The organism is Corynebacterium sp. HMSC072D12 (assembly GCF_001813925.1).
Taxonomy (GTDB): Bacteria; Actinomycetota; Actinomycetes; order Mycobacteriales; family Mycobacteriaceae; genus Corynebacterium; species Corynebacterium aurimucosum.
The window spans coordinates 103160-128872 of sequence record NZ_KV814384.1 but is presented as its reverse complement, the minus strand read 5'-3'; the positions used below and the strand labels follow the sequence as shown (position 1 = coordinate 128872).

Annotated in this window: 25 protein-coding genes; 14 read left to right on the top strand and 11 right to left on the bottom strand. The window is 59.9% G+C overall.

Features of this window, described 5'->3' with window-relative positions; translation table 11 throughout:
- Positions 1-55: 55 nt before the first annotated feature.
- The 3 genes from HMPREF2943_RS01540 to HMPREF2943_RS01530 all read left to right on the top strand — a co-directional run bounded on the left by HMPREF2943_RS01540 (position 56) and on the right by HMPREF2943_RS01530 (position 2347).
- A complete protein-coding gene (locus HMPREF2943_RS01540; RefSeq protein ID WP_246817245.1) occupies positions 56-661 on the top strand; it encodes a hypothetical protein in 606 nt (201 codons plus the stop codon).
- Between the two features lie 106 nt (positions 662-767).
- Positions 768-1538, top strand: a complete 771-nt coding sequence (locus HMPREF2943_RS01535; protein ID WP_070710612.1) for a hypothetical protein — start codon at positions 768-770, stop codon at positions 1536-1538.
- 62 nt (positions 1539-1600) lie between these two features.
- The gene (locus HMPREF2943_RS01530; RefSeq protein WP_070643519.1) at positions 1601-2347 is read left to right on the top strand and encodes a hypothetical protein; all 747 of its coding nucleotides are present in this window, start codon (positions 1601-1603) and stop codon (positions 2345-2347) included.
- Here the strand turns inward: HMPREF2943_RS01530 and HMPREF2943_RS01525 are convergent.
- The gene (locus HMPREF2943_RS01525; protein WP_070643516.1) at positions 2344-3033 is read right to left on the bottom strand and encodes an SDR family oxidoreductase; all 690 of its coding nucleotides are present in this window, start codon (positions 3031-3033) and stop codon (positions 2344-2346) included. The genes HMPREF2943_RS01530 and HMPREF2943_RS01525 overlap by 4 nt on opposite strands.
- Before the next feature lie 79 nt (positions 3034-3112).
- Here HMPREF2943_RS01525 and HMPREF2943_RS01520 point away from each other — a divergent pair, with 79 nt between their 5' ends.
- From HMPREF2943_RS01520 to HMPREF2943_RS01505, 4 genes are all read left to right on the top strand, one after another.
- On the top strand, positions 3113-3382 hold the full coding sequence (locus tag HMPREF2943_RS01520; protein ID WP_010186707.1) for an ACT domain-containing protein: 270 nt from the start codon (positions 3113-3115) through the stop codon (positions 3380-3382).
- Between the two features lie 15 nt (positions 3383-3397).
- Positions 3398-4762, top strand: a complete 1365-nt coding sequence (locus tag HMPREF2943_RS01515) for a PFL family protein (RefSeq protein ID WP_070444816.1) — start codon at positions 3398-3400, stop codon at positions 4760-4762.
- A gap of 72 nt (positions 4763-4834) precedes the next feature.
- On the top strand, positions 4835-5524 hold the full coding sequence (locus tag HMPREF2943_RS01510; protein ID WP_070710611.1) for a MerR family transcriptional regulator: 690 nt from the start codon (positions 4835-4837) through the stop codon (positions 5522-5524).
- A complete protein-coding gene (locus tag HMPREF2943_RS01505) occupies positions 5517-6101 on the top strand; it encodes a hypothetical protein (RefSeq protein ID WP_070710639.1) in 585 nt (194 codons plus the stop codon). The genes HMPREF2943_RS01510 and HMPREF2943_RS01505 overlap by 8 nt, the downstream gene beginning before the upstream one ends.
- Here the strand turns inward: HMPREF2943_RS01505 and HMPREF2943_RS01500 are convergent.
- From HMPREF2943_RS01500 to HMPREF2943_RS01460, 9 genes are all read right to left on the bottom strand, one after another.
- Positions 6098-6835 carry a hypothetical protein gene (locus HMPREF2943_RS01500; protein ID WP_070643508.1) on the bottom strand — a complete coding sequence of 246 codons (738 nt, stop codon included), beginning with the start codon at positions 6833-6835 and terminating at the stop codon, positions 6098-6100. The genes HMPREF2943_RS01505 and HMPREF2943_RS01500 overlap by 4 nt on opposite strands.
- 164 nt (positions 6836-6999) lie before the next feature.
- Positions 7000-8631: an ABC-F family ATP-binding cassette domain-containing protein gene (locus HMPREF2943_RS01495; RefSeq protein ID WP_070444825.1), complete on the bottom strand. Its 1632-nt coding sequence runs from the start codon at positions 8629-8631 to the stop codon at positions 7000-7002.
- Positions 8632-8959: 328 nt separating this feature from the next.
- A complete protein-coding gene (locus HMPREF2943_RS01490; protein WP_070444828.1) occupies positions 8960-9388 on the bottom strand; it encodes a metal-sulfur cluster assembly factor in 429 nt (142 codons plus the stop codon).
- Positions 9389-9838 (bottom strand): Fe-S cluster assembly sulfur transfer protein SufU, encoded by a 450-nt coding sequence (gene sufU / locus HMPREF2943_RS01485; RefSeq protein ID WP_070444838.1) that lies wholly within the window; start codon positions 9836-9838, stop codon positions 9389-9391.
- On the bottom strand, positions 9835-11082 hold the full coding sequence (locus HMPREF2943_RS01480; RefSeq protein ID WP_070643502.1) for a cysteine desulfurase: 1248 nt from the start codon (positions 11080-11082) through the stop codon (positions 9835-9837). Before HMPREF2943_RS01480 ends, sufU begins: the two co-directional genes overlap by 4 nt.
- A 64-nt stretch (positions 11083-11146) precedes the next feature.
- Complete coding sequence (gene sufC, locus HMPREF2943_RS01475; protein WP_070444843.1) at positions 11147-11905, bottom strand: Fe-S cluster assembly ATPase SufC; 759 nt, start codon at positions 11903-11905, stop codon at positions 11147-11149.
- 27 nt (positions 11906-11932) lie between these two features.
- Positions 11933-13123, bottom strand: a complete 1191-nt coding sequence (sufD, locus tag HMPREF2943_RS01470) for a Fe-S cluster assembly protein SufD (protein WP_070444846.1) — start codon at positions 13121-13123, stop codon at positions 11933-11935.
- On the bottom strand, positions 13124-14530 hold the full coding sequence (sufB, locus tag HMPREF2943_RS01465) for a Fe-S cluster assembly protein SufB (protein WP_201829579.1): 1407 nt from the start codon (positions 14528-14530) through the stop codon (positions 13124-13126).
- A gap of 61 nt (positions 14531-14591) precedes the next feature.
- Positions 14592-15302 (bottom strand): helix-turn-helix transcriptional regulator, encoded by a 711-nt coding sequence (locus HMPREF2943_RS01460; protein WP_070444851.1) that lies wholly within the window; start codon positions 15300-15302, stop codon positions 14592-14594.
- A 138-nt stretch (positions 15303-15440) separates the two neighbouring features.
- Between HMPREF2943_RS01460 and mptB the strand changes: the two genes are divergently transcribed.
- The 5 genes from mptB (at position 15441) to HMPREF2943_RS01435 (ending at position 21128) form a co-directional block, all read left to right on the top strand.
- On the top strand, positions 15441-17207 hold the full coding sequence (gene mptB, locus HMPREF2943_RS01455; protein WP_070710610.1) for a polyprenol phosphomannose-dependent alpha 1,6 mannosyltransferase MptB: 1767 nt from the start codon (positions 15441-15443) through the stop codon (positions 17205-17207).
- Between the two features lie 6 nt (positions 17208-17213).
- Positions 17214-18128 carry an ABC transporter ATP-binding protein gene (locus HMPREF2943_RS01450; RefSeq protein WP_070710609.1) on the top strand — a complete coding sequence of 305 codons (915 nt, stop codon included), beginning with the start codon at positions 17214-17216 and terminating at the stop codon, positions 18126-18128.
- Between the two features lie 59 nt (positions 18129-18187).
- A complete protein-coding gene (locus HMPREF2943_RS01445) occupies positions 18188-18949 on the top strand; it encodes an ABC transporter permease (protein WP_070710608.1) in 762 nt (253 codons plus the stop codon).
- An 82-nt stretch (positions 18950-19031) separates the two neighbouring features.
- Positions 19032-20042, top strand: a complete 1011-nt coding sequence (locus HMPREF2943_RS01440; RefSeq protein ID WP_070710607.1) for a COX15/CtaA family protein — start codon at positions 19032-19034, stop codon at positions 20040-20042.
- Between the two features lie 117 nt (positions 20043-20159).
- Positions 20160-21128, top strand: coding sequence for a quinone oxidoreductase family protein (locus HMPREF2943_RS01435; RefSeq protein ID WP_070444867.1), 969 nt, complete (start codon positions 20160-20162; stop codon positions 21126-21128).
- A 71-nt stretch (positions 21129-21199) separates the two neighbouring features.
- Here the strand turns inward: HMPREF2943_RS01435 and HMPREF2943_RS01430 are convergent, their stop codons facing one another.
- Entirely contained in the window at positions 21200-22144 is a 945-nt protein-coding gene (locus HMPREF2943_RS01430) for a heme o synthase (RefSeq protein ID WP_010186753.1), read from the bottom strand.
- A gap of 325 nt (positions 22145-22469) precedes the next feature.
- Here HMPREF2943_RS01430 and tkt point away from each other — a divergent pair, with 325 nt between their 5' ends.
- Both tkt and tal read left to right on the top strand, forming a co-directional pair.
- Complete coding sequence (gene tkt, locus HMPREF2943_RS01425; protein WP_210399708.1) at positions 22470-24545, top strand: transketolase; 2076 nt, start codon at positions 22470-22472, stop codon at positions 24543-24545.
- A gap of 44 nt (positions 24546-24589) precedes the next feature.
- Positions 24590-25678: a transaldolase gene (gene tal / locus HMPREF2943_RS01420; protein ID WP_070643481.1), complete on the top strand. Its 1089-nt coding sequence runs from the start codon at positions 24590-24592 to the stop codon at positions 25676-25678.
- Positions 25679-25713: the final 35 nt, after the last annotated feature.

Below are 25713 nucleotides of genomic sequence, written 5' to 3'. Positions count from 1 at the left end.
CCGCGAGGTCATCGAGGAGGCTGGTCCGCTGCCTGGGCGCCTGAAGTCTGGCGACGTGGCTACCTGGATTTTTATCACTATCGTGGTGCTCTTCGTATGCGGCATGGCGTTCACTTTTATTTACGATTTCCTCGGCTCAGCGCGACATGTCATTTCACAGTTTCGGCTCATCTCTTTCATTCCCGTCTTCCCTTTACTGATCATCCTGATCATCGTAGGGATTGGCTTGCGACGCGTGGCCATGAAAGTCAGTCGTTCTCGGCGTCTGCGCACTGCATGGCGCAACGGCTGGGTAGAATACCGTCCTGCTCTCATCGGTGAGTTGGTGTACCTACGCAGCAAAACCGTAGGCCCCGACGACCGTGAACGAACCTATTTTTATTACTCGGCGCCCCTTCTGCTCCTCCAGCCAGACGGCACACTAGCTAGAGCCATGTCCGGTGAGTTCCGCGCTGCAAATCCGAACTGGCTGAGATCGCGGGGCACTGCTATCGCCGAAGGATCCCGCTTAGCAACCGTGGACTCCACGAATAACAATGGATGGACCGTCGCTGCTTACCGCACCGACGGGACGAGTTCAGAAGCAGAACTTTCGTGTGGCCTCACCGGGCGCCAGGTAGAAGCCGTTCTCTCCTTCGCCGAACAGCGCTGGGTGCGCTAAGGCCGCTCTTTCATTGGGGTCGGCCCGCCGCCCCACACGGGTCCTGCTCCCCATTGGATGTTGAACCGACGATCAAGGCAGCTCCAAGCCCTTTACACTGTGATCCATGACGCAATCTTCTATTCAATTGCCTCGGTCAACGCTGAAATTTGATGCAGCCAGCGCCGACTCCCTCGCGCCTAAGGAGCTAAAGGAGCACGATCAGCAGCCCAACCCCAACGTAGATCGCAGCGGCATACGCGAAGCTATCGATAGCGTCGGGCGACCGATCGGCCAAACGAATCCCGGCATGACCATCGCTGGTGTCATTGTCATCTCCATGGGAGTTATGTCCCTGTTCTTCTCAGTGACGCATGCGCTTTTCCTCTTCGTCCTTTTTCCCGGCGCAGATGGAACCATCGGCGGGATACCGATAGCCAGTATTATCATCGCGCTCACCGCACTGGTATTCATCCTTATCGGAGTTATGGTCATGCGAGGGCGCTGGGGATCCACGACGCGGCTGCGCACTGCGTGGGCGAATGGATGGATTGAGTACCGCCCCGCATTGATCGGTGAGCTGGTTTATAAGCGTCGCGTCGATTACAACGACACCACCGATTACTACTACACCGCCCCGATACTGATTTTGCAGCCGGACGGCTCATTGACAAAGAGCCGGACAGCGGAGTTCATTGCTCCGAATCCGAACTGGCTGAAGCTGCGTGGCCGGTTGCTCGCCGACGGTCCCCTCGTCGCCACCGTCGACTTCAACCACAATAACGGCTGGAGTGTGGTGGGATACCGCGCCGACTCGGATAATCCGCGACTAGAACTCCAGCATGGTCTGCGCAAGAAGAACATCGAGGCGGCGCTGTCTTTTGCCGAGCAAAACTAGATAAAAGGTTAATGCTCAAGGATTTACAGTCTAGACTGGCCGCCTTCTAGGAGCCGATAAGAATGCCTCAACACTACATAGCCCCTTTTGACTTTCCCGACCATGAATACAATGAAAGGCTGATTCCTCGAAGTCATCGGTCAGTTTCTTCTCCCAACCCCTCGCCAGCAACTAGCGCCATCACGTGTGCAATCGCAACAGCAAGTCCACTTCTTGGCGGGAAAACGCTTGAAACTAAAGAACTTCGCACGCGCATTGTGGTGGCAGTAATACTCTGCGCCATGGCGGTTCCAATCCTTATTTTTGAAGATCTGTCCTTCAGCTCCGGATGGCAGGGATTGGCCGCGGCATTCTTCGCTGTCTTGTTCGTGGTTACAGCAGCTAGAAATCTTTGGTCAATACGCAGCTCGACATGGGGTGCGCGCCGGATACGTACCGCCGCAGAAAATGGATGGATAGAGTATTATCCCGCATTGCTCAGCGAGATCTGGCAGACCGGCGAATACGTCCCAGAATATGAACCCACCCAGTACTATTACAAAGCGAAAGTGCGCCTTTTCCTTCCCGATGGCACTATTCACGACATCATCAGCGATGAGTTTGCGTCTCTCACTTCTCCACGTGCCTTCCGCGAACAGGGCATCGGCGTGGTGCGTTTTCAAAGCAAGGCCATCTTTGAGCGCACCACGGGGTGGTACATTGCCGCTCACTTATCCACAAAGCCACTACGCTTTGCAAGCCTGCGTCATGGACTCAGCCGCGAGCAAGTAATAGCCGGTCTTAACGCCGCCGCATCCTCTGCTTCCTAGATGTCCTTAACGCTGCCTTCACCATCGATGAATTCCAGAGGCGAGGCCGGGAAGCTATCGCGGCGAGCCACCTCAGCGACAACCTCGGCCACAAGCTCCCGGGAAGTCGTCATATCGCTCGTGCGCTCAGCATCGCTATCGAGCACGGTGATGCCCTGAGAAGGCTCTTCCGTGAGTGCCGCGGGACCCAGAATAAGGTAATTGAGATCGGTCGAATTCAGCTTATTATCTACGGCCTTCTTGGACTCCACGTAGGCATACCACTTCTCGTCCGCGGGATCGGTGGTATTGGTCGTGGCACCCATGTAGGAAATCATGATGTAGGCCGGAGCGTTCTTACCGTCAACAGCTAGCTTCTCCAGACCCGCAATCGATGCGAGCGCGGCATCGCGGTCCACCGCCCAGGTTACGTCAGCGCCAGCGCGGCCACCGTTTCCGGCACCCCACACGACGACGTCATAGTCAGCCAAAAGCTCTACCCAGTCTTCAACAGAAAGCTCGGTGAGATCGCGCACCACTGCAGTGGCGCCGAGGGCTTCAACATCAGCGACCTGGTCGGGGTTACGGATAAGGGAATGGACGGTAAGATTGGCGTCGACAAGCTTGGGCGCCGCTAAAAGCCCAACCTTGCCATGGCCGCCGATGTACAGAACCTTCTTGCGTGCAGTTGTTGTCGTATCAGTCATGAGCGCCACCGTACGCGCTGTCTGATATCTCTGCAGGACCCCAGGACAGCTGGAAAAACCTACAGGCTACAATCTAGTCATGATCGCCATCATGACTGTTACCGGTGTCGATAACACCGGCATTATCTCCGCCGTGTCCACCGCCCTCGCAGAGCTTAACGTCAATATCGTTGATGTCTCCCAGACCCTCATGTCTGAGTACTTCACCATGATCTTGCGCGTCGAATTCGATGAGAACGAGGTCAGCATCCAGCAGCTCCAGGAACGGATGAACACCGTCGGTGAGTCCATCAAACAATCCATCCGCGTGCAGTCGGAAGCGCTGTTCACCGCAATGAACGAGATTTAGGGGCGATAACCAGTCATGCTTAACCGCTTCAATACCGCCAGCATTCTCGACACCATCGAGATGATCGAGAAATACCGTCTCGATATCCGCACCGTCACCATGGGCATTTCGCTGCTCGGCTGCACGCGCTCCACCATGGAAGCCACCGCTGAGGCTGTCTACGACCTCGTGACCACCCGCGCCGCACAGCTGGTTGAGGTGTGCGAGGGAATCGAGGCCGAGCTCGGCATCCCGATCGTCAACAAGCGCATCTCCGTCACCCCAATCGCGCTCATCGTGGCCGGCGTCGAAGGAAACCCCGTAGACGTCGCCCGCGCGCTCGACCGTGCGGCAGCCGCGACCGGCGTCGACTTCGTTGGCGGCTACTCCGCGCTCGTTGAAAAGGGCGCTACCACTGCTGAAAAGGCCCTGATCCGATCCATCCCGGAAGCCCTCGCAGAGACGAACCTCGTCTGCTCCTCGGTGAACATCGCTTCCTCCCGCGCCGGCATCAACATGAATGCCGCGGCCCAGATGGGACGCATCATCAAGGAAGCAGCCGAGCTGACCAAGGACCGCAGCGCTATCGGTTGCGCCAAGCTCGTGATCTTCTCCAACTCCGTGGGCGATAACCCCTTCATGGCCGGCGCTTTCCACGGTATTGAGGAGCCGGACTGCGTGGTTTCTGTTGGCGTATCCGGACCCGGTGTCGTCGATCGCGCGCTCGGCTCCCTTGAGGGAGCCACCCTCAATGAGGTCGCCGAGGAAGTCAAGAAGGCAGCCTTCAAGGTAACTCGCGCCGGCCAGCTCGTGGGTTCCATGGCTTCTCAGCGCCTCGGTGTCCCCTTTGGCATCATTGACCTCTCGCTTGCTCCCACCGCGGAACTGGGTGACTCCGTCGCACACATCCTGGAGCATATGGGGCTGGATCAGGTGGGCACGCACGGCACCACGGCAGCGCTCGCGTTGCTTAACGACGCCGTCAAGAAGGGCGGCATGATGGCCTGCTCCCGCGTGGGTGGTCTGTCCGGTTCCTTCATCCCGGTTTCTGAGGACAAGGGGATGATCGATGCGGTGCGCTCTGGCGCTATCTCCATTGACAAGCTGGAGGCCATGACCTCGATCTGCTCTGTGGGCTTGGACATGATCGCCATTCCGGGCGATACCTCTGCGGAGACCATCGCCGGTATGATCGCGGACGAAGCCGCCATTGGCGTGATGAACCATAAGACAACCGCCGTGCGCGTCATCCCTGCTCCAGGTACCAAGGCTGGCGACGAGGTCAACTTCGGCGGCCTTCTGGGCTACGCCCCGGTCATCCCGGTTAATGAAGTGGGCAACTCCACCTTCATCAAACGCGGTGGCTTCATCCCGGCGCCGGTGCACGGTTTCCGCAACTAAGGAGAACACCACACGGAGCAATGCGCACCGAGCACTTGACCCTCACACAATGTGAGGGTTTAGCGTTATCCTATGAAGATATCGGACGTCGCCGCGGTCGCTGGTTGCTCAGTGCGCTCCGTGCGCCATTTGCACGAAACGGGCGCGGTTCCTGAACCCGCACGCACCAGCGGAAACTATCGCGACTATTCTGTCTCTGACCTGGCTTCGGTGCTGCGAGCGCGTGTGCTTATCGACGCCGGCGTTCCCGTCGCTGATGTCTCATCTCCTGATGCGGTCGAGCGCTCGTTTAACATGCTGGATGAGCGCATTGCTCGGCTGCAACAGCAGCGAGAACGTTTGCGTGCCCTTTCTCAAGCCCCCAAAGGGACACCAGAGGATATCCGTGACTCCCTCAGCCAGGTCATCGAGGATCCGGCAATGCTTCAACTCGAACTGGATTCCTGGGATCTCATTGCACTTACCGGAGTCGCTACATCAGCCACCTGGAAACAGCTACGACAGAACCTCGCCGACGACCATTGCCTTGCAGCTCTCCGCGAGGCTGAAATGTTGTGGCGAGAGCTTGGCTCGCTGTCTCCGCATGATTGTGAGGTCGCGCGTATCATCGAGGAGATGCGCTACCTGGGGGAACACGGGTTAATGCGAGGAATCTATCCCACCTTGCGACCTGGTAACGCTCCGCTGACCGTGGCTGATGCTCCGACTACTGGTGCGCAAGGTGTAGCGCTCAAAGCTCTGGTAGGTGGCTCAGGTGGCTAGTATCTGGCGATTTGTGGAGAAACATCCTGGATTTCGCCTAGCCAAATATGAATTGGGCCTCTACCACGATCTGTGGCGCTGGATGCGGGGCCAGACGTTGGTCCCCGCCGGAGCGGTGGCACTTCCCCACCCTCCGGGCAGGCTACAGATGCTCGGCTTCGTCACTGCGGTGCTGGTGGTTGAAATGGTGGCCGTTCACTTTCTACTCCCTGTGGGCGTTCTACGAATTCTGGCGTTGCTGCTGTCGCTGTGGGCCATCATCTTTGTGTGGGGCTTGATCGCTGCTGAACGTATTCGACCTAGCTATGTCACCAACGAACTCACGGTTTTGCGGCGCGGAAAAACTGTCTTCGTTAAGGTACCGATGGTTCTTGTCCGTAGCAGGCGGGCAGACCGTACATTCGAATCAGCGGTTGTTATAAACAAAGGTGAACTCACGGTCGGTGGCCCAGCTGGAACCGATACCATGCTTGACCTCAGTGAACCCGTCCAGGCATCACCGGACCGCTACCCATGGCAGCGCGCTCACCCAAAGGAGGTAACGAAGGTGCGCTTTTATGGTGCTATTTCTTGCTAATTACTGGCGTTGCGAAGTTCTTCTTCAATCTCCGCAATCATCGGCAACACGAGATCCGCACGTTCAGCGTCAATTCCCCACTTCTCCGGTTCACTGCGGACCATGTCAGCTGTGGCCGTAAGAAAGTGGGCGAAATTTTCGACTACGGCACGGTTATTGTTGCGAATGCCTTCGGTGAGCACGGTAGTGCTCAGCCGTTCGGTCCAAATTTCGAGGATATGCGGCGAGGTACTCTTGGCAATCGTAGTGCAGGCCGCACGCGCTAAGCGGATGCTCTCATCGTCATGCCACACTCCTCCGGGCGCGCGAAGGCGGCACGAGATGATCGCCGCACCTTCGACAGCCGGGATCATTCCTATGCGAACACAGGTTTCTACGTAGTCAGCGCCGTAGCCGACGGCCATGATAGGACCAATGTCTTTGACGATGCCGCGTGTGTCCTCCTCTGTGACATACCACGCGCGGAAGGTGAGGTAGTCCTCGTAGTGGAAGTGGCCTGCTTCCGCGAGCACATTCAGCAACTGAGCGGACAAAGCCTTGGTCCACACCTTGCCTGTACGCAGGTAACCGGTGAGGCGCTCCCGAATCTGGCCGAGATGGCTGTCCCACTGGCCTGACTCAATGCCTTCTTTCAATTCGGTATAGGCCCAGTCCACTCGTACTTCAGGGCGCTTGCTCACCAATCCGGTGAGCAAAGGTTCGATGACGGAATCTAGGGTCGCGGCGGTGCTCATGGTCTCTTCCTCTCCAGCGGCGGCGCGAAGGGGTCTTACCACTTCTAGACCCTGTGCGTGGGAAGCGGAAGGACCCAAGAGAAGAGTCTTGAGCGGTGTGGTTGTGAGCCCGAGTCTAGCGCAGGAAGCAGAATCAGGACAGAGCTATATTTGGGAAATAGTCTTTAGGCTAGCTCCACGATTTCCATGTACTCGTCGTTCCACAAATCCTCATCGCCGTCCGGCATGATGATGACGCGTTCCGGGTTGAGCGCCTTGACCGCACCCGGGTCGTGGGTAACCAAGACCACGGCGCCGGTGTAGGTGCCTAGGGCATCGAGCACCTGCTCGCGGGACTGTGGGTCGAGGTTGTTTGTAGGCTCGTCGAGAAGCAGCACGTTGGCACGCGAGGACACCAGCGTTGCCAGCGACAGTCGGGTTTTCTCACCACCGGAGAGCGTTCCGGCGGGTTGCTCCAACTTGTCACCGGAGAACATGAAGGCACCCAGCAGTCCACGCAAATCCTGTTGGCCAGCATCAGGACAGGCCTCGATGGTATTTTCCCACACGGTCTTGTCTGGGTCGATGTTGTCATGCTCCTGCGCAAAGTAGCCGATGCGCAGGCCGTGGCCGGAGACGATGCCGCCCTCGCCATCGGTGCGCTCCACGCCCGCCAGAAGCTTAAGCAGAGTCGTCTTGCCGGCACCGTTATAGCCCAGCACAACCACGCGGGAGCCCTTGTCGATGGCCAAATCGACGCCGGCAAAAACCTCCAGCGAACCGTACATCTTGGTCAGGCCCTTGGCGTTCATCGGAGTCTTGCCGCAGGGAGCTGGTTCCGGGAACTTAATGTGGGCTACCTTATCGGCCACGCGAACATCATCCAGCTCGTTCATCATGCGCTCAGCACGGTGCAGCATCTGCTTGGCGGCGGCGGCCTTCGTGGCCTTCGCTCCCAACTTGGCGGCTTGCTTGTGTAGTGCTGCGGCTTTCTTCTCCGCGTTGGCGCGCTCGCGGCGGCGGCGTGCCTCATCGGTGGCGCGAGCATCAAGGTACTTCTTAAAGCCCATGTTGTAGACGTCTGCTTCGGCGCGCACGGCATCAAGGAACCAGACCTTGTTGCAGACGGCTTCCAGCAGGTCGACGTCGTGGGAAATCATCACGAGGCCACCCTCGTGCTTGGATAAGAAGCCGCGCAACCACGTAATCGAATCCGCGTCGAGGTGGTTCGTGGGCTCGTCGAGAAGCAGCGTGGTCTGGGACTTGCCTGACCCAGCCGAAGCTGCGAAGAGAATCTGCGCCAGCTCCACTCGGCGGCGCTGACCGCCGGACAGCGTCTTAAGCTGCTGGTCGAGCACGCGCTGCGGCAGGCCCAAGTTGTCGCAGATCTGGGCGCACTCGGAGTCTGCCTCGTAGCCACCTAACGTGTGGTACTCCTCCTCGAGGCGGGAGAACTTACGAATGGCCTTGTCGCGGAACCTATCGTCCGTGGCGGTTTCCATCAGCTCTTGCTGCTTGGCCATGCGGCGCTTGATCTCATCTAAGCCGCGAGCGGAGAGCACGCGCTCACGAGCGGTCTGCTCGATATTGCCCTCACGGGAATCCTGCGGCAGGTAACCAATAGGACCAGAGCGTGTCACCGAGCCGCCATAGGGCTCGGTCTCCCCCGCCAGGATGCGCATCGTCGTCGTCTTGCCCGCGCCATTGCGCCCGACCAAGCCGATACGATCCCCCGGTTGCACTCGAAGGTGCTGGCCGGGGGCGTCGAGAAGCGTGCGTGCGCCCACGCGCACCTCGAAATCATTGGTCACAATCACGTCGAAACAGTCTAGCAACCAGGGCAGTTAAACCCGAACTGCACGGCGCCCAGGCACAGCATCGCTTGCGAACCACCACTGACGAATAGATCCCCAGACCTCGATCCCGCAACCTCCTGTTCGCCTCTACTGAGTGAGCCAGTGCTTGGCGACGCCCACCTGTGTCTTTCGGGATCGAGGTCTGGGGCTTTGCTTTTGGTTGAGGAGACCGCGTTGACAGTGGCGAGGGATGCTCACATATACGCAGAACACCGCCGGTTCGTGTGGACACAAGGAGAATGTGCACTCTCGAACCGGCGGTGGGACTAGCCGCGACGTCTCGCAGACTCTATACGGCGAAGCCGAGGGCCTGGAGCATCTCGCGGCCCTCCTCAGTAATCATGTTCGGGCCCCACGGTGGCATCCAGACCCAGTTGAGCTGGACTGCCTCGGCGAGCTTGTTGCCCACGATGACATCCTCGATCTGCTCGCCGATGACATCAGTGAGCGGACAAGCCGGGGAGGTCAGAGTCATGTTAATGACGCAGGTGTTCTTGCCGTCGATCTCGTCGAGCCAGACGTCATAAACCAAACCCAGATCAACGATGTTGATGCCAAGCTCCGGGTCGATGACATCGCGAAGATACTCGGTGATATCGAAGACCTTGGAAATCTGCTCTTCGGTTTGTTCAGGCTTGACAGCAGCGCCATCAAAGGAAGCATTCTGATCCTGGTAAGGATCAGTGCTGCCACCAGTGGTTTCAGTGTTATCAGCCATCTACTTCTCCAATTCATTCAGCGCTTCGACGGTGGCGGCTTGGAAAGCTTTCCAACCGAGGAGAGCGCACTTTACACGGGCTGGGAACTTAGCCACGCCGGCGAAGGCGATGCCATCCCCAATAATCTCGTCATCACCCTCAACCTCCCCGCGGGAGGTCACCATCCTCTCGAACTCGGCTAGCTTGGCGTTCGCCTCCTCGAGGGGAATGCCGACGATTTCCTCTGCCATGACAGAAGTCGAAGCCTGCGAGATGGAGCATCCCTCGGCGTCGTAGGACACGTCCTCGACGGTGGAACCATCAGGAGACAACTTCACGCGCAGGGTGAGCTCATCGCCGCAGGAAGGGTTGACGTGGTGAACCTCTGCTTGGCCTTCGCGCAGGCCAGAGAATTTCGGGTTCTTGTAGTGGTCGAGGATGACGTCCTGGTACATGGAATCTAGGTTCATGCGCTCACTCCAAAGAAGGTGCGGGCAGCCCGCACTGCCTCTATGAGGGCGTCGACCTCGTCCTCAGTGTTGTACAGGTAAAAGCTAGCGCGTGCGGTCGAATTAGCCTGGCACGCGCGGTGCAGCGGCCACGCACAATGGTGGCCGGTGCGGATGGACACACCATGGGAATCAAGAACCTGGCCCAAATCATGTGGGTGGATCCCATCGACAATGAAGGAGACCGCTCCCCCACGATCCTCGGTGTTCTCAGGCCCGATGATGCGCACGCCGGGGATCTCAGCAAGCTTCTCCAAGGCCAATGCAGTGAGTTTTTGCTCATGAGCGTGGATGGCGTCCATGCCCACCTCGCTCAAGAACTTCACTGCTGCACCAAGGCCCACAACCTGGCTGGTCATCTGGGTACCAGCCTCAAAGCGGGTGGGTGGCTCGGCGAACGTCGAACCCTCCATCTTGACTACCTCGATCATGGAGCCGCCAGTGAGGAAAGGCGGCAGCTGCGCCAACAGCTGTTGCTTGCCGTAGAGAACGCCCACGCCGGTCGGCCCACACATCTTGTGCCCAGAGAACGCGGCGAAATCGACGTCGAGTTCGTGGAAATCCACGGGCATGTGGGGCACCGACTGGCAGGCGTCGAGGACGACCATGGCGCCCACGGCACGAGCACGACGCACCAACTCTGCGACGGGCGCCACGGCCCCGGTCACGTTGGATTGGTGGGTAAAAGCCACGACCTTGACAGAGTCATCGAGCTCGAGCGAATCGAGATCAATGCGGCCGTCCTCAGTCATGGAGTACCACTTCAGCGTCGCGCCGGTGCGCTGGCACAGCTCTTGCCACGGCACCAAGTTCGCGTGGTGCTCCAGTTCGGTGACCACGACGGTATCGCCCTCACCAACATAAAGCTCGCCCGCGCGCTCGTCACTGAGCACATAGGCAACTTCATTCAACGCCTCCGTGGCGTTCTTGGTGAAGGAAATCTCATCGCGATCAGCTCCAACGAAGGCGGCAATGGCCTGGCGAGCGGACTCATAGGCGTCATCAGCCTCCTCCGCCAGCTGGTAAGAGCCACGGTGTACCGGCGCGTTGGTGCCGAGCACGAACTCCTCCTCGGCCTTCCATACCGGCAGGGGACGTTGCGAGGTCGCTCCCGAATCCAGGTACACCAGTGGTTTACCGTCGCGCACGGTGCGCGAGAGGATAGGGAATTGTTCCCGAATCGCAGTAACGTCTAGTTCAGGCATAGGTCCTTGTGCTCGGTTCTTCTTCTCTAGCGTGTCGTGGTGTGGTCGTGATCGGCGCTACTGCCTACTTGAGGAACTGCTCGTAGCCGTCTGCCTCAAGCTGGTCAGCCAGTTCAGCGCCGCCGGTCTTGATGATCTGTCCGTCGGCGAAGACGTGGACAAAGTCCGGGACAACGTAGTTGAGGATGCGCTTGTAGTGCGTGATGAGGAGGATGCCACCCTTGGTCTCCTCCTGGTAGCTGTTGATGCCATCGGAAACGACGCGCAGGGCGTCGACGTCCAGGCCGGAGTCGGTCTCATCCATGACGGCGAACTTCGGCTTGAGGATATCCAGCTGCATAACCTCGTGGCGCTTCTTCTCACCACCGGAGAAGCCCTCGTTCACGGAGCGGTGTGCAAAGGACTTATCGATGGCCAGCTTCTCACGAGCCTCAGTGAGCTCCTTGTTCCACTCACGCAGCTTCGGAGCCTCACCGCGGATAGCGGTCACGGCGGAACGCATGAACTGCGACATCTTCACGCCCGGCACCTCAGTCGGGTACTGCATAGCCAGGAAGAGACCAGCGCGGGCGCGCTCATCGACTTCCATCTCGAGGATATTCTCGCCGTCGAGGAGCACCTCACCCTCGGTCACCTCGTACTTGGGGTGACCAGCGATAACGTAGGACAGAGTGGACTTGCCGGAGCCGTTCGGACCCATGACAGCGTGGGTCTCACCGGAATTGATGGTGAGGTTTACGCCCTTGAGGATCGGCGTGGGCTCACCGTCCTCCTCATGTGGGAGCACCTGCGCGTGGAGATTCTTGATTTCCAGGGTAGACATTGAGTTGGTACCTGCTTTCGGAAAGATTTAAGCGTTGATCTTGGCGAGCTCGTCGACGACGCGGGATTCCAGATCCTCGCGCAGGGACTCGACCGGGATGCGGGAAATGACTTCAGAGAAGAAGCCGCGGATGATGAGGCGACGTGCCTCGGCGGCAGGGATACCGCGGGACATGAGGTAGAACAGCTCGAGGTCGTCGAAGCGGCCCACCGTTGCGGCGTGGCCAGCACCGACGATCTCACCGGTCTGGATCTCCAGGTTCGGGATGGCATCAGCGCGCGCACCCTCGGTGAGGATCAGGTTGTTGTTCGTCTCATAGGTGTCCGTGTTGTTCGCATTCTTGCGGATGAGCACGTCACCGACCCAGCAGGTGCGGGCCTCCGGGGTACGGGAAGCAGAGCCGGCTTCGGCCTTCTGCGCAGCCGTAGCTCCCTGTAGAGCGCCCTTGTAGAAGACGCGGGAGCGGCAGTTTGGCACGTCGTGGTCCACCAGCAGGCGGTTCTCAAAGTACTGGCCGGCATCAGCAAAGTAGACACCGAGCAGCTCGGCATCGCCACCGGGGCCATCGAAAATTACGCGTGGAACGAGGCGCACGATCTCGCCGCCAAAGATAGCGGTGTTGTGGCGCAGTACGGCGTCGCGGCCCACCTTCGCAATCTGGTGGGACAGGTGCACTGCGTCGTCCTCCCAGTCAGCGTCGACGACGACGGTGACCTGGGAGCCGTCGCCCAGCACGAACTCCACGTTGTCTGCGTGAGTGCCGGAACCGACGTACTTAAGAACGATGGTGACCTCCGCGTGATTGCCCACGTGAATGGAGGTCGCGCCAAAGGACGTCACGCCCTCACCTGCGCCGGTGATGGTGATCTCCACCGGCTTGTCGGGACGTGCATCAGCGGCAACACTGACAATCTGGGCCTCCGGCATGGAGCACCACGCCTGAGCTGCAACGCGGTCAGCAGGTGCGCCAGCGGTTCCCAGGCGGTCGTCGTCAGGCGCAACCGTCTCAGAGGTCACGCCTTCCGGAGCCACCACGTCGATCTGCTGCGCCGTAGCCGGTGCGAACTCACCATTATGCAGGCCACGCAGGTTACGCAAGGAAATGAAACGCCAGACCTCATCGCGGCCGTGCGGCACTGGGAAGTCCTCTACGTTGAAGGACGTGAATTGGTCTCCCTTAGTGACGTCAGCAGGATTAAATTCATTGGAAGCTACCACTTAGCCCACCGATCCTTCCATCTGCAGCTCGATAAGACGGTTGAGCTCCAGCGCGTATTCCATCGGGAGCTCCTTAGCAATCGGCTCGACGAAGCCGCGCACAATCATCGCCATGGCCTCTTCCTCAGCGATACCGCGGGACATGAGGTAGAACAGCTGCTCCTCAGAAACCTGGGAGACCGTTGCCTCGTGGCCAAGGGTGACGTGATCATTACGGATGTCATTGTACGGATACGTATCCGACCTCGAGTCATTGTCCACAAGCAAGGCATCACACTCAACGTTGGCAGCGGAGTTCGTAGCGTTAGCGTTGACCTGCACCAAGCCGCGGTAGGCCGCGCGGCCGCCGTTGCGGGCCACGGACTTCGAGACGATGTTGGAGGACGTGTTCGGCGCCATGTGGATCATCTTGGAGCCGGTGTCCTGGACCTGGTTATCGCCAGCAAAGGCCAGGGAGAGGACCTCACCCTTGGCGTGCTCGCCGGTCAGCCAGCAGGACGGGTACTTCATGGTCACCTTGGAGCCGATGTTGCCATCGACCCATTCCATGGTGCCGCCCTCCTCGACCTTGGCGCGCTGAGTCACCAGGTTGTAGACGTTGGTGGACCAGTTCTGAATGGTGGTGTAGCGGCAGCGGCCGCCCTTCTTCACGACGATCTCGATAACACCGGTGTGCAGCGAATCCGAGTTGTAGATCGGCGCGGTACAGCCCTCGATGTAGTGAACGTAGGCGCCCTCTTCCACGATGATGAGGGTGCGCTCGAACTGGCCCATGTTCTCGGTGTTAATGCGGAAGTAGGCCTGCAGCGGGATATCCACGTGGACGCCCTTCGGGACGTACACGAAGGAACCACCGGACCAGCACGCGTTATTCAGCGCGGAGAACTTGTTGTCGCCGGCCGGAATAACAGTGCCGAAGTATTCCTGGAGGATCTCCGGGTATTCGCGCACTGCGGTGTCGGTATCAACGAAGATAACGCCTTGGGCCTCAAGGTCCTCACGGATCTTGTGGTAAACCACCTCGGACTCATATTGCGCGGCAACACCAGAGACAAGTCGCTTCTTTTCGGCGTCCGGAATACCTAGCTTGTCGTAGGTTTCCTTAATGTCATCCGGCAGGTCATCCCAGGTCTGGGCCTGCTTCTCGGTGGAGCGGACAAAGTACTTAATGTTGTCGAAGTCGATTCCGGAAAGATCCGGGCCCCACGTCGGAACCGGCTTCTTGTTGAATACACGCAGCGCCTTAAGGCGGGACTCGAGCATCCATTCCGGCTCGTTCTTCTTCTTCGAGATATCGCGGACGACATCCTCGCTCAAACCGCGGTGTGCAGCCTGGCCGGCTTCGTCGGAATCACGCCAGCCGTACTCATAGCCACCGATGGAAGAGATGATCTCGTCATCGCTCATCTTGGTCTCAAGCCCTGGTGCTGGTTGTGCCTGTGTCAAAGCCCGCTCCTTTCTAGTTCGATTAGTTTTCTTCCCGCTCCGCCGAAGCTGGTGGAACGGGAGTTAAGGGGATATTCGTGGTGCAGATTCCATGGCCATCCGCGATGGAGGCTAAGGGCTGCACATGTTTGCCTAATAGCGCGGAGAAGACTTCCTGTTCAGCTTCACACAACTCCGGGTGCTCGGTGGCCACGTGGGCAACCGGGCAGTGGTGCTGGCAAATCTGTACTCCGTTGCCCACCGACGTCACCGTGGCCGCGTAGCCATGCGCATCGAGCACCTCAGCTAGCTGACGAGCCACCTCCGGAACAGATTCCTCATCCTGTACCAAAGGTGTCACGTCCTCTACGAGGCGTTCGAATCGCGCCTTGGCAAAGCGGCGGACTGCTTCCGGACCACCCGCTTCTCGCAGCGCTGTGAGTGCTTCCGCCGCCAACTGGTCATAGGCGTGACCAAATTGGGCGCGCCCTTGATCCGTAAGGCGGAAATGCTTGGCGGGGCGACCGCGGCCTACTGTTTGCCCGGGACGGGCTGGCGGGCGGCGGTGCACCACCTCGGTGAGTCCTTCCTCCACCAGAATGTCTAAGTGCCGACGGATGCCGGCCGCAGAGAGACCGAGACGTTCACCCAAATACGACGCCGTTACCGGACCGTCCTTGAGAAGCAACAGCATGACGTGTCGGCGGGTATCGCCCTCTGTAGAGCGAGTTTCCCTTGGCAACTCCTTCGTCACGGTGTACACCTCCTTGAATGAAACACTCTCCCTTTAGACAACACTAGTGTTCCTTAATTCATTCCCGATTTCCACTCTTTCATTCGTGTCGCGGGCACCTAGTCGCTTCTCCCCACCGAGCGACTAAGGTAAACAGGCATGAATATGGAGCGCGGCTACACCCAATCGGGGCGATTGCACCGAGTCATCTGGGGTGTGCGCGATGAACTCCCCCGCATGGGAGTCCCGGGATCCCGCTCTGCGCTCCTTCACCAGGATTTTCCCGACTCCCCCGAAGATGCAGATCACGCCGCGCTTGGCGACGTTCACCGCCGCACCATAGCCCAGCTGCGCACACTTTTTAGCCTGAGATGGCTCGGAACCATTGGAGCCTTACTCATTGCGCTTGGCGGCCTAGGTGCCGGTGCCCTGCCCGTCGTGGGTAACCCTTATGAGTCATTGCCCTTTGGCTCGCTCATGACGCGAATGCTGCAATCAGCATCCGCCCTTGTCTTCATTGGTGTCGGATTCATGGTGACGGCCTGGGTATGCATGGCCCCGTTGGTGGGTGCACCGCTGCGCTTGGGCAAGAACTCGGCGAGCGCAAGTACAGGCTCAACACCTAGCGCAGATCCGCGGTTTAGCCACTCCCCGCGAGTAGTCACGCAAAGTCAGATGTGGCGAACATGGTTGGGATGGGTTCTCCCCTTGCTCGTCACCGCGCCGCTGTTTACCCAAGACATCTACTCTTATCTCGCCAACGGCTCCATCGTGCTTCAAGGGCTCGATCCCTATTCCGCGGGCCCCGTGGAACTTTTGGGCGCAGATAATGATCTTGCCCGGTCCGTCCCCTTCATTTGGGCAAACTCCCCTTCCCCCTACGGCCCCGTAGCCTTGGGCTTGGCAGCTGTCGTGAGCTGGCTGACCAACGATTCCATCATTTGGGGTGTGGTGCTGCACCGCGTGTTTTCTCTTTTCGGCATCATCGCTGCCGGCTGGGCCAGTGCACGGCTTGCTACCCGATGCCGTGTATCCCCCGAGGCGGCGCTGTGGCTGGGCATCCTTAACCCCTTGACCATCCTTCACCTCGTCGGCGGAATCCACAATGAATCCTTCATGTTGGGGTTGGCTCTCGTCGGTGTAGAGCTGGGCCTGCGGGCGGTCAATGACGAGCACAACGCCCGATGGCGAGTGTCGGGGTTGTTTCTAGCCTCGGGTGTCCTTATTTCTTGCGCGGGCATGGTCAAGGTCACCGGCTTCATTGGCCTAGGCTTTGTTGGCATGGCGGCGGCTCGCGGGCTCGTCGACAAGCTCGGCATCCCCCCAGTGCGGGCGGTGCTTGGCGCTGGCGTGACCCAATTGCTGGTGCTCGCAGCGTCCATCGCCGCTGTCACTGTCATTACGGGGATCGACATAGGTTGGATTTTCGGTCAGGGCGGCGCAGCAACTATCCGTTCCTGGCTGTCTGCGACAACCTCCGTGGGTGTCGGCGCCGGCTCCCTGGGGATGCTGCTAGGTTTAGGCGATCACACCGAAGCCATCCTCAGCGTCACCCGTACCGTGGGCGTCATTATCGCCGCCGGTTTCATGATCCGCATGCTGTTTGCCACCTACCGCGGCGCAATCCACCCAGTGGGTGGTCTGGGAGTGTCCACCTTTGTGCTCGTGGTGTTTTTCCCCGTTGTCCAACCCTGGTACATCCTGTGGGCCGTGTTGCCGCTCGCCGCGTGGGCTAACCGCCGCTTTTTCCGCTTGGCCGTCATGATCTATTCCGGGTTGATGAGCTTCATCGTCCTGCCCCGCGGACTCGGGCTTCCTCCCGGGACGGTATTCATCATCTACCTCGCCGCCCTGGTGACCTTCCTCGCGCTCGCCGCTGCGGGGTGGGTTGTATTGCGACGCTCAGGCGTCCGTGTCCTAGACTAAGGCTCCGTGACTACATCAGCTCTTGTATTGGATAACGTCATTAAGACCTATGGCGACGTCAACGCAGTTAACGGGCTGAGTTTCCGCGCCAAACATGGCGAGATCCTGTGTTTGCTGGGCCCTAACGGTGCCGGAAAGACAACCACCATCGAGATGTGTGAAGGCTTCAAAAAGCCCACTTCTGGCCACATTGAAGTCTTAGGCCTTGACCCCGCTCGCAACCCTGATGCAGTGCGCTCCCGCATCGGCATCATGCTCCAAGGCGGGGGCTCCTACTCCGGCATCAAGGTCAAGGAGATGCTGAAACTCAGCGCCTCCTATAACGAAAATCCTTTGGACCCGGAGTGGCTTCTGGATACCCTCGGGCTGCGCGGGGTGGAAAAGAATAGCTACCGCCGTTTGTCCGGTGGGCAACAACAACGTCTCTCTCTCGCTCTGGCCATCATTGGTCGCCCCGAATTGGTCTTCCTCGATGAGCCCACCGCAGGCATGGATGCCCAATCGCGTCTTGCCGTCTGGGACCTTATCCGCTCTTTGCGGGCCGACGGCGTCACCGTCATCTTGACTACTCATCTCATGGACGAGGCGGAAGCGCTCAGCGACCATGTCGTCATCATCGACCACGGCCGGCTCGTAGCCAGCGGCACCGCAGCTTCCCTCACGGAGACAACCGACATCCCGCAGCTGAACTTTGATACCGCAACCCCGGTGGATCTGGAGGCCTTGCGTGAGGTCGGGATCTCCGCCGAGGCCCTTCGCCCCTTGCACTACCGACTCACCTCTACGGTCAGCCCAGCCGTTATCGCGGATCTCGCCACGGGTTTGGCCGCGCAAAACGTTGTCCTCCGCAACCTGCATACCTCGCACCGCAACCTCGAAGAGGTCTTCTTGGACCTCACCGGTCGCGAGATGCGCAGCTAGAACCGCTGCTGATTTCCTCTACTGTTTTTCACCACTTTCTTTGATCAAGGAGACGCTCCATGAGCACCTTCGCACCCGGCACTTTTAGCCCGCACCCGCAGCGCGTCGGCGTAGCGGCCATGGCGCGTGCCCAAGGGGCTATCGAATCCAAACTGATGCTGCGGCACGGCGAGCAACAGTTGCTGAGCATCATTATCCCGCTCGCTATCCTGATCGGCGCCGCGAAGCTGAAGGACACTACCGGGCATGGTGTGGATGAGGTTTTCCCCATGGTGCTGGCCGTTGCAGCGACCTCCTCCGGTTTCACAGGTCAGGCCATCTCCTTGGCCTTCGACCGTCGCTATGGTGCACTGAAGCGCACCGGCGCATCGGGCGTTCCTGCCTGGGCCATCGTGGTGGGAAAGATTCTCGGCGTGCTCTCCATGGTGGTGCTCCAGGTCCTTGTGCTCGGCACCGTCGCAGCTATCCTCGGCTTGCGAGTTTCTGCTGGGGGCGCTGCCATCGGCGTGCTGACCTTGGCGTTAGGAGTGGCCACGTTTACAGCCTTGGGACTGCTGCTGGGCGGAACCTTTAGCTCTGAGGTAGTCCTGGCAGTGGCCAACCTGATTTGGTTTCTCCTTCTCGGGGCCGTCGGGTGGGCGATGTTTTCCCAGGGTCTCGGCGACAACGGGGTGCTCACGCTGGTGCCCACGGTGGCCATGGCTGCTGGTCTGGATACCGCCCTCAACGGTTCTTTCCCGGGCATTGAGCTCGTGGTCCTCGTGGTGTGGGCAGCAGTGGCGTCGTTTGCCGCGGTGCGTTGGTTCCGCTTCGAGGGCTAAAAGTGATTCTTCTCCCTTGCGTGGTGTGACCCACCCGTCGATATTGGTTCCGGGGCAGGGCCGAGCGGTAGGCTGAATAGCCGTGAGTACCGCAAATGTTTCTTCTCTACGTCCCCTCGCGCCTGCCGGCGTGGCCTCTGGCCCGTCGCTGAAGATGCAGCGCACTATCGCCCTCATCCTTCTGTTCTGTCAGGGCGGCATTACGGTATCGGGCTCCATTGTGCGCGTCACCGGCTCCGGCCTTGGTTGCGTTACCTGGCCCAACTGCCACCCCGGTTCCTTGGTGCCCATTGAGGGTGCGGCCCCCATGCTCCACCAAGCCATTGAGTTTGGAAACCGCCTGCTGACCTTCGTTGTCGCGGCGGCTGCCATCGCCAGCATCGTGGTCGTTCACAAGGCGCAGCGCCGCAAGGAGCTCAAGGTCTATGCCTGGGCGGGGCTCGCCGGCATCGTGGTGCAGGCACTCATTGGCGCTCTGTCAGTCGTGCTGAAGCTTTCTTGGTGGAGTGTGGCTGTGCATTTCCTCCCGTCGATGGTCTTGGTGTGGATCGCGGCCATGCTGTTCTCCCGCATTAATGAACCCGATGACGGCACTCCCACTCGCCTCTTCCCCGCCGCGGTGCGCACCCTCGCGGTGGTGGCCACTGTGGCCCTGTCCATCGTTCTGCTGACGGGCACCTTTGTCACTGGCTCGGGTACCCACTCCGGTGATGCCGGTGTGGGCATGGAGGGCCGCCTCGGCGTGGACACCTATGGCATGGCCATCATTCACGCGGTCTGCATGTACGTCTACTTAGCGCTGACGCTCATCGTGGTCTTCCTCTTGCACCGCACCGGCGCTCCCAAGGTGGCGAAGAAGGCCGGCTGGGTGCTCATTGCCTGCATCGTCATACAGTGGGCTATCGGTGTCACTCAGTTCTACCTCCACATCCCCCGCTGGACCGTCCCCTTCCACGTGGGCATGTCCTCAGTGGTCACGGCCTTCACCGCCTTGCTGTGGGCGCATGGCTTGCGCCGCGTCGGCAACGAGGATGGCACAACTGCCAGCACCTCCCAGCGCGGTGGCGAGAACGTCCCCGCCGCCCACAGCTAAGCAGAGCCAACGGAGCCGGTAAAACAGGTACTCGAAGCGCCGCCGTTCTCATCAGGAAGTGAGGATGGCGGCGCTTTTTGCTGCGCGGAGCCCTCGGCTTCGTTTAGCCTAGACACCATGCATGCTATTCAGGTGACCACGACCGGAGGGCCCGAGGTCCTCACCTACGCCGAGGTAGAATCCCCCACGCCGACGAAGGAGCAGCTGCTTGTCGACGTCTCCGTGGCCGGTGTCAACTACATCGACACCTACTACCGCGAAGGCATCTACAACGCCTCCGTGCCGTTCATCATCGGACTCGAGGGAACCGGACGCGTTGTGCACGACCCCCAGGGGGAAATCGCCCCGGGCACGATGGTGGCCTGGGATCACGCTTTCGGCTCCTATGCGGAGCAAGTCTGCGTGCCGCGCGACCGCGTGGTGGCCGTCCCCGACGAGATTCCTTCCGCCGTCGCAGGTTCCATGCTCCTCCAGGGCATGACGGCGCACTACCTCACCCACGGTGTCTATCAGCTGGGGGAAGGTGCGTCCTGCCTCATTACCGCCGGTGCGGGCGGCGTGGGCTTAATCCTCACCCAGATGGCCAAGGCCCTGGGCGCCACCGTCTATTCCGTGGTTTCCACCGATGAGAAGGAAGAGCTGGCCTACGGCGCGGGTGCAGACCACGTGTTCCGCTACAGCAGTGGCTTGGCAGAGCAGGTACGTCGTCACAATGGCGGGCGCGGCGTCGACGTGGTCTACGATGGCGTCGGCAAAGCCACCTTCGGTGAATCCCTTGAGGTTGTGCGGCCGCGCGGCACGGTAGCGCTCTTCGGCGCCGCGTCGGGCCCCGTCCCGCCGATGGACCCGCAGCTGCTGAACAAGCACGGCTCCATCTTCCTCACCCGCCCCTCGCTCGGTGCTTGGACCTCCCAGGAAGGCGAGTTCCAGATGCGCGCCCAGGCAGTGGTGCAGGCGGTCATCGATGGCGACCTCGACTTCCGCATCTCGGCGGAATATCCGCTCGCCGAAGCCGCTCAGGCCCACCGCGACCTCCAAGAGCGCAAAACCACCGGCTCCATCGTTCTGCGCGTAAGAGAAGACTAGTCCAAGGAGTAGCTCCCTGGACTAGTTCGAGATAATTGGAGGTTCGCTGATCTGGTTGGCAGGCCGCCTCGTTAGAAGAGGGCGGCCGACCAGCCCAGCATGCGACCGATGGGTTCCCAGCCCACGACGGCGTCGATAGACAGCCCAATGAAGAGGACTGAGAGATAGTTATTGGAGTAGATGAATAGGCGCATGGGCTTGACCTTTGCGCCCTTCTTCACACCTTGGTGGAGGCGGATTGCCATCCATAAGAAGACCGCACCGGAGGCCACCGCGGCCACCAAGTAGATCCAGGAGGCTGCCGGGATAATAAGGAAGGTCACGATAACCGTGCCGATGGTGTACCACACAATCTGGCGGGTAACTTCCACCTCCCCGGCAACGACGGGCAGCATCGGCACCCCGGCCTTGCGGTAGTCCTCCTTGTATTTCATCGCCAGCGCCCACGTATGAGGCGGGGTCCAGAAGAAGATGATGAGGAACAAGACTACGGCTTGCCACCAACGGTCAGGCTCCCCCGCCGGTGCGTTATCCCGGATCACCGCCCAGCCCACCATGGCGGGCATACAGCCTGCTAGGCCACCCCAGACAATGTTCTGGGAGTTTCGCATCTTAAGGAACTTCGTGTAGACGATGACATAGAAGAAGTTAGTCAGCAGCACGAAAAACGCCGCCAGCCAGGAATGCGCCAGCACGCCCAGCCAGAAGACGGATAGTGCGAGCATGACCCAAGCAAAAATGGCGGCATTGCGACGCGAAATAGTCTTGCGCACCAGCGGCCGAGCACGAGTGCGCTGCATCTTCTGGTCAATCTCATAGTCCACGACGTTGTTGAACGTGTGGGCCGCAGCGGCACCCATCCATCCGCCAAAGATGGTGGATACGATGAGCCAGAAGTTTGAGGACACCGCCTCGAATCCACGCTGGGCCTGGAGCATAGCCGGGATTGCTGCCACGAGGAGGAGTTCAATGATCCTCGGTTTCGTTAGCGCAAAATAGGCCTTGATGGTCTCCAAGGAATAGTCCTCCGTATATCCGGCACGTGGGTGTATGGCTTATAGGTCTGAAGTAGTGGTCGTCTGCTCGCGCTAAAAAGTTCCCGAGATATCCCGAGAGCTGTGTGGCACGGTCGAGGTTTCCTCTTCGAAGCACTCGCCAGCCAGATCCGAAAGCGGGGAGCAACGGCGTCAACCATGCCAGACTACCGCCCGAAACCTGGTTTATATAATCCCCCGCCGAAGATCGAAAAACCTTTACACTGATTAACGGTATATCTGTTTCCAGAAGCGAAGTGAGGTTTTCGCCGTGTCGCACGAAAAGTTGTCCCCGGAACTGCAGGCTATGGTTCAACGCCGTTATCCTTCGGACTGGAGTGACCTCGACACCCGCGCCGTGGATACCGTCCGCGTGCTCGCTGCCGATGCCGTTCAGAACTGCGGCTCCGGCCACCCCGGTACCGCCATGTCCTTGGCGCCTCTGGCCTACACGCTCTACCAGCGCGTGCTCAACCATGACCCAGCCGATGTTCACTGGGCAGGGCGCGACCGCTTTGTCCTCTCAGTGGGGCACTCTTCTCTGACGCAGTATATCCAGCTCTTCCTCGGCGGCTTCGGCCTCGAGATGGAGGATCTCAAGTCTTTGCGCACGTGGGGGTCTAAGACTCCCGGCCACCCGGAGGTTCACCACACCGACGGCGTAGAAATCACCACCGGCCCGCTGGGCCAGGGCCTGGCTTCCGCGGTTGGTATGGCCATGGCCGCGCGCAAGGAGCGTGGATTGTTCGACGCTTCCGCCCCGGCTGGCGAATCTCCTTTCGATCACTATGTCTATGTCATCGCCTCTGACGGTGACCTGCAGGAGGGCGTGACTGCTGAGGCCTCCTCCTTGGCAGGTACTCAGACGCTGGGCAACCTTATCGTCTTCTGGGATGACAACCGCATCTCCATCGAGGATGACACCAACATTGCCTTCAACGAGGACGTCGCCAAGCGCTACGAGGCTTATGGCTGGCACGTGCAGACCGTGGAGTCCGGTGAGGACGTCGAAGCCATCGAAGCGGCCGCTGCTGCTGCCCGCGCCGAAACCTCCCGCCCTTCCTTCATCCGTGTAAAGACGGTCATCGGTTACCCAGCACCGAACAAGATGAACACCGGTGGCGTCCACGGCGCCGCCCTCGGTGAAGACGAGGTGGCCGCGACCAAGGAAGTCCTCGGCTTCGATCCTGCGCAGTCCTTCCACATCGACGAGAAAGTTCTCGCTCATACCCGCGAGCTGGCTGCCCGCGGTGCACAGAAACATGCTGAGTGGCAGGAGAAATTCGACGCGTGGGCCGCAGCCAACCCGGAAGAGAAGAAGCTCTTCGACCGCCTCCAGGCACGCGAACTTCCTGCTGACTTCGCCGCCGAGCTTCCCACGTGGGAAGCGGGCGAGTCTCTGGCTACCAGAAAGGCTTCTGAAGCCGCCATTCAAACACTTGCGGCCTCCCTGCCGGAGATGTGGGGCGGTTCCGCCGACCTGGCAGGCTCCAATAACACGGTGATCAAGGGCGCGGAGTCCTTTGGCCCCGAGTCCATCACTACGGATGCCTGGACTGCCACACCTTATGGCCGCAACCTCCACTTCGGTATTCGTGAACACGCCATGTCCGCCATCATGAACGGCATTGCGTTGCACGGCAATACCCGCGTCTATGGCGGTACCTTCCTTATCTTCTCTGAGTACCAGTACCCCGCCGTGCGCCTCGGTGCGCTCATGTCCACCGATACCTACTACGTGTGGACTCACGATTCCATTGGCTTGGGCGAAGACGGCCCCACCCACCAGCCGGTGGAAACGCTCGCTGCCCTGCGCGCCATCCCCAACCTTTCCGTCATCCGCCCGGCCGATGCTAACGAGACGGCCCAGGCGTGGGCGGCAGCACTCGAGTACAAGGCCGCGCCGAAGGGCCTAGCGCTGTCCCGCCAGAATCTTCCAGTGCTTGAGGGCACCAAGGAAAAGGCGGCCGAAGGCGTCCGCCGCGGCGCCTACATCCTTGTTGAGGCATCGAAGGAAACTCCAGATGTCATCCTCCTTGCCACCGGCTCCGAGGTGCAGCTCGCTGTGGAAGCCGCCAAGCAGCTCGAGGCTGAAGGTACTGCCACCCGGGTCGTTTCCGCACCGTGCCTGGAGTGGTTCGATGAGCAGGATGCTTCCTACCGCGAATCCGTCCTTCCCTCCTCGGTCCGCGCGCGCGTCTCCGTCGAAGCTGGTATCTCTATGCCGTGGCACAAGTACACCGGTTCCTTCGGCCGCACCGTGTCTCTGGAGCACTTTGGTGCCTCTGCACCTGCCGCAGAGCTCTTTGAGAACTTCGGTTTCACCGCCGAGGCCGTTGCTGATGCCGCGCGCGAAGCACTGAGCGCGGCGCAGGCAGACTAGTCTCCCGTTCCGAGTTCCCCTCACGAAAGGACCTACACCACACCATGACGCATATTGATAATCTGGCTCACCTCGGGACGTCAACCTGGCTCGATGATCTTTCCCGCGAACGCCTAGACTCCGGCAACCTCCGTGAGCTCTTGGACACTAAGTCCATCGTGGGTGTCACCACGAACCCCGCGATCTTTGCTGCCGCAATGTCATCCGGCACCTCCTATGATTCCGATATCGCAGCACTGAAGGAAAAGTCCGCTAACGCGGACGAAGCTGTGTACGCACTGGCTATCGACGATGTCCGTAACGCGTGCGACGTCTTTACCGAGATCTACGAGAAGTCGGGTGGCCGGGATGGCCGCGTCTCCATCGAGGTAGATCCCCGCATCTCCGCAGATGCGGAAGCAACCCTGGAGCAGGCACGTGAGCTGTGGGCGAAGGTTGAGCGCCCCAACCTCATGATCAAGATCCCAGCTACCGATGGCTCCCTTCCTGCTATCTCCGACGCCCTCGCCGAGGGCATCTCCGTCAATGTCACCCTTATCTTCTCCGTCGAACGCTACGCCCAGGTCATTGCTGCTTATAAGGAGGGAATCAAGCGCGCGGCTGCGGCGGGCAAGGACGTTTCCAGGATTCACTCCGTAGCATCCTTCTTTGTCTCCCGTTTGGATACCGAAGTAGACAAGCGCTTGGAATTGAACGGCGCTGACGAGGCTCTTGCCTTGCGCGGAAAAGCTGGCGTGGCTAACGCTCAGCGGGCCTACGCCCTGTTCCGCAAGGAGTTCACGGCGGGCGGCGAAGACCTTCCAACTGGCGCTAACCCGCAACGCCCCCTGTGGGCGTCGACGGGAGTTAAGAACCCCGACTACCCTGCCACACTCTATGTTTCTGAGCTAGCTGGACCGGATACCGTTAACACGATGCCGGAGAAGACCATCGATGCCGTACTCGAGCAGGGCAACCTGCACGGCGATACTCTCAGTGGCTCTGCGGAGCAGGCAGAGCGGGTGTGGTCACAGCTGGAGGCAGTTGGCATTGACTTCGCGGATGTCTTCGCAGTGCTGGAGAAGGAGGGCGTCGACAAGTTCGTCGATGCATGGGAAGCTTTGCTTGCTTCAATGACGGACCGCCTCGCTTAGACAACGGCGAACAGTGATTGCTCAACAGCGACTCA

Excerpts from the sequence above, each read along its gene's own strand:
- HMPREF2943_RS01535 (WP_070710612.1), top strand. The coding sequence starts at position 768 with ATGACGCAATCTTCTATTCAATTGCCTCGGTCAACGCTGAAATTTGAT.
- HMPREF2943_RS01530 (WP_070643519.1), top strand. The coding sequence starts at position 1,601 with ATGCCTCAACACTACATAGCCCCTTTTGACTTTCCCGACCATGAATAC.
- HMPREF2943_RS01480 (WP_070643502.1), bottom strand. The coding sequence starts at position 11,082 with ATGCCTGAACTAGACGTTACTGCGATTCGGGAACAATTCCCTATCCTC.
- HMPREF2943_RS01510 (WP_070710611.1), top strand. The coding sequence starts at position 4,835 with ATGAAGATATCGGACGTCGCCGCGGTCGCTGGTTGCTCAGTGCGCTCC.
- sufB (WP_201829579.1), bottom strand. The coding sequence starts at position 14,530 with ATGAGCGATGACGAGATCATCTCTTCCATCGGTGGCTATGAGTACGGC.
- HMPREF2943_RS01500 (WP_070643508.1), bottom strand. The coding sequence starts at position 6,835 with ATGAGCACCGCCGCGACCCTAGATTCCGTCATCGAACCTTTGCTCACC.
- HMPREF2943_RS01445 (WP_070710608.1), top strand. The coding sequence starts at position 18,188 with ATGAGCACCTTCGCACCCGGCACTTTTAGCCCGCACCCGCAGCGCGTC.
- HMPREF2943_RS01525 (WP_070643516.1), bottom strand. The coding sequence starts at position 3,033 with ATGACTGATACGACAACAACTGCACGCAAGAAGGTTCTGTACATCGGC.
- mptB (WP_070710610.1), top strand. The coding sequence starts at position 15,441 with ATGAATATGGAGCGCGGCTACACCCAATCGGGGCGATTGCACCGAGTC.
- tkt (WP_210399708.1), top strand. The coding sequence starts at position 22,470 with ATGGTTCAACGCCGTTATCCTTCGGACTGGAGTGACCTCGACACCCGC.
- tal (WP_070643481.1), top strand. The coding sequence starts at position 24,590 with ATGACGCATATTGATAATCTGGCTCACCTCGGGACGTCAACCTGGCTC.
- HMPREF2943_RS01490 (WP_070444828.1), bottom strand. The coding sequence starts at position 9,388 with ATGGCTGATAACACTGAAACCACTGGTGGCAGCACTGATCCTTACCAG.
- HMPREF2943_RS01520 (WP_010186707.1), top strand. The coding sequence starts at position 3,113 with ATGATCGCCATCATGACTGTTACCGGTGTCGATAACACCGGCATTATC.
- sufU (WP_070444838.1), bottom strand. The coding sequence starts at position 9,838 with ATGAACCTAGATTCCATGTACCAGGACGTCATCCTCGACCACTACAAG.
- HMPREF2943_RS01515 (WP_070444816.1), top strand. The coding sequence starts at position 3,398 with ATGCTTAACCGCTTCAATACCGCCAGCATTCTCGACACCATCGAGATG.
- sufC (WP_070444843.1), bottom strand. The coding sequence starts at position 11,905 with ATGTCTACCCTGGAAATCAAGAATCTCCACGCGCAGGTGCTCCCACAT.
- HMPREF2943_RS01435 (WP_070444867.1), top strand. The coding sequence starts at position 20,160 with ATGCATGCTATTCAGGTGACCACGACCGGAGGGCCCGAGGTCCTCACC.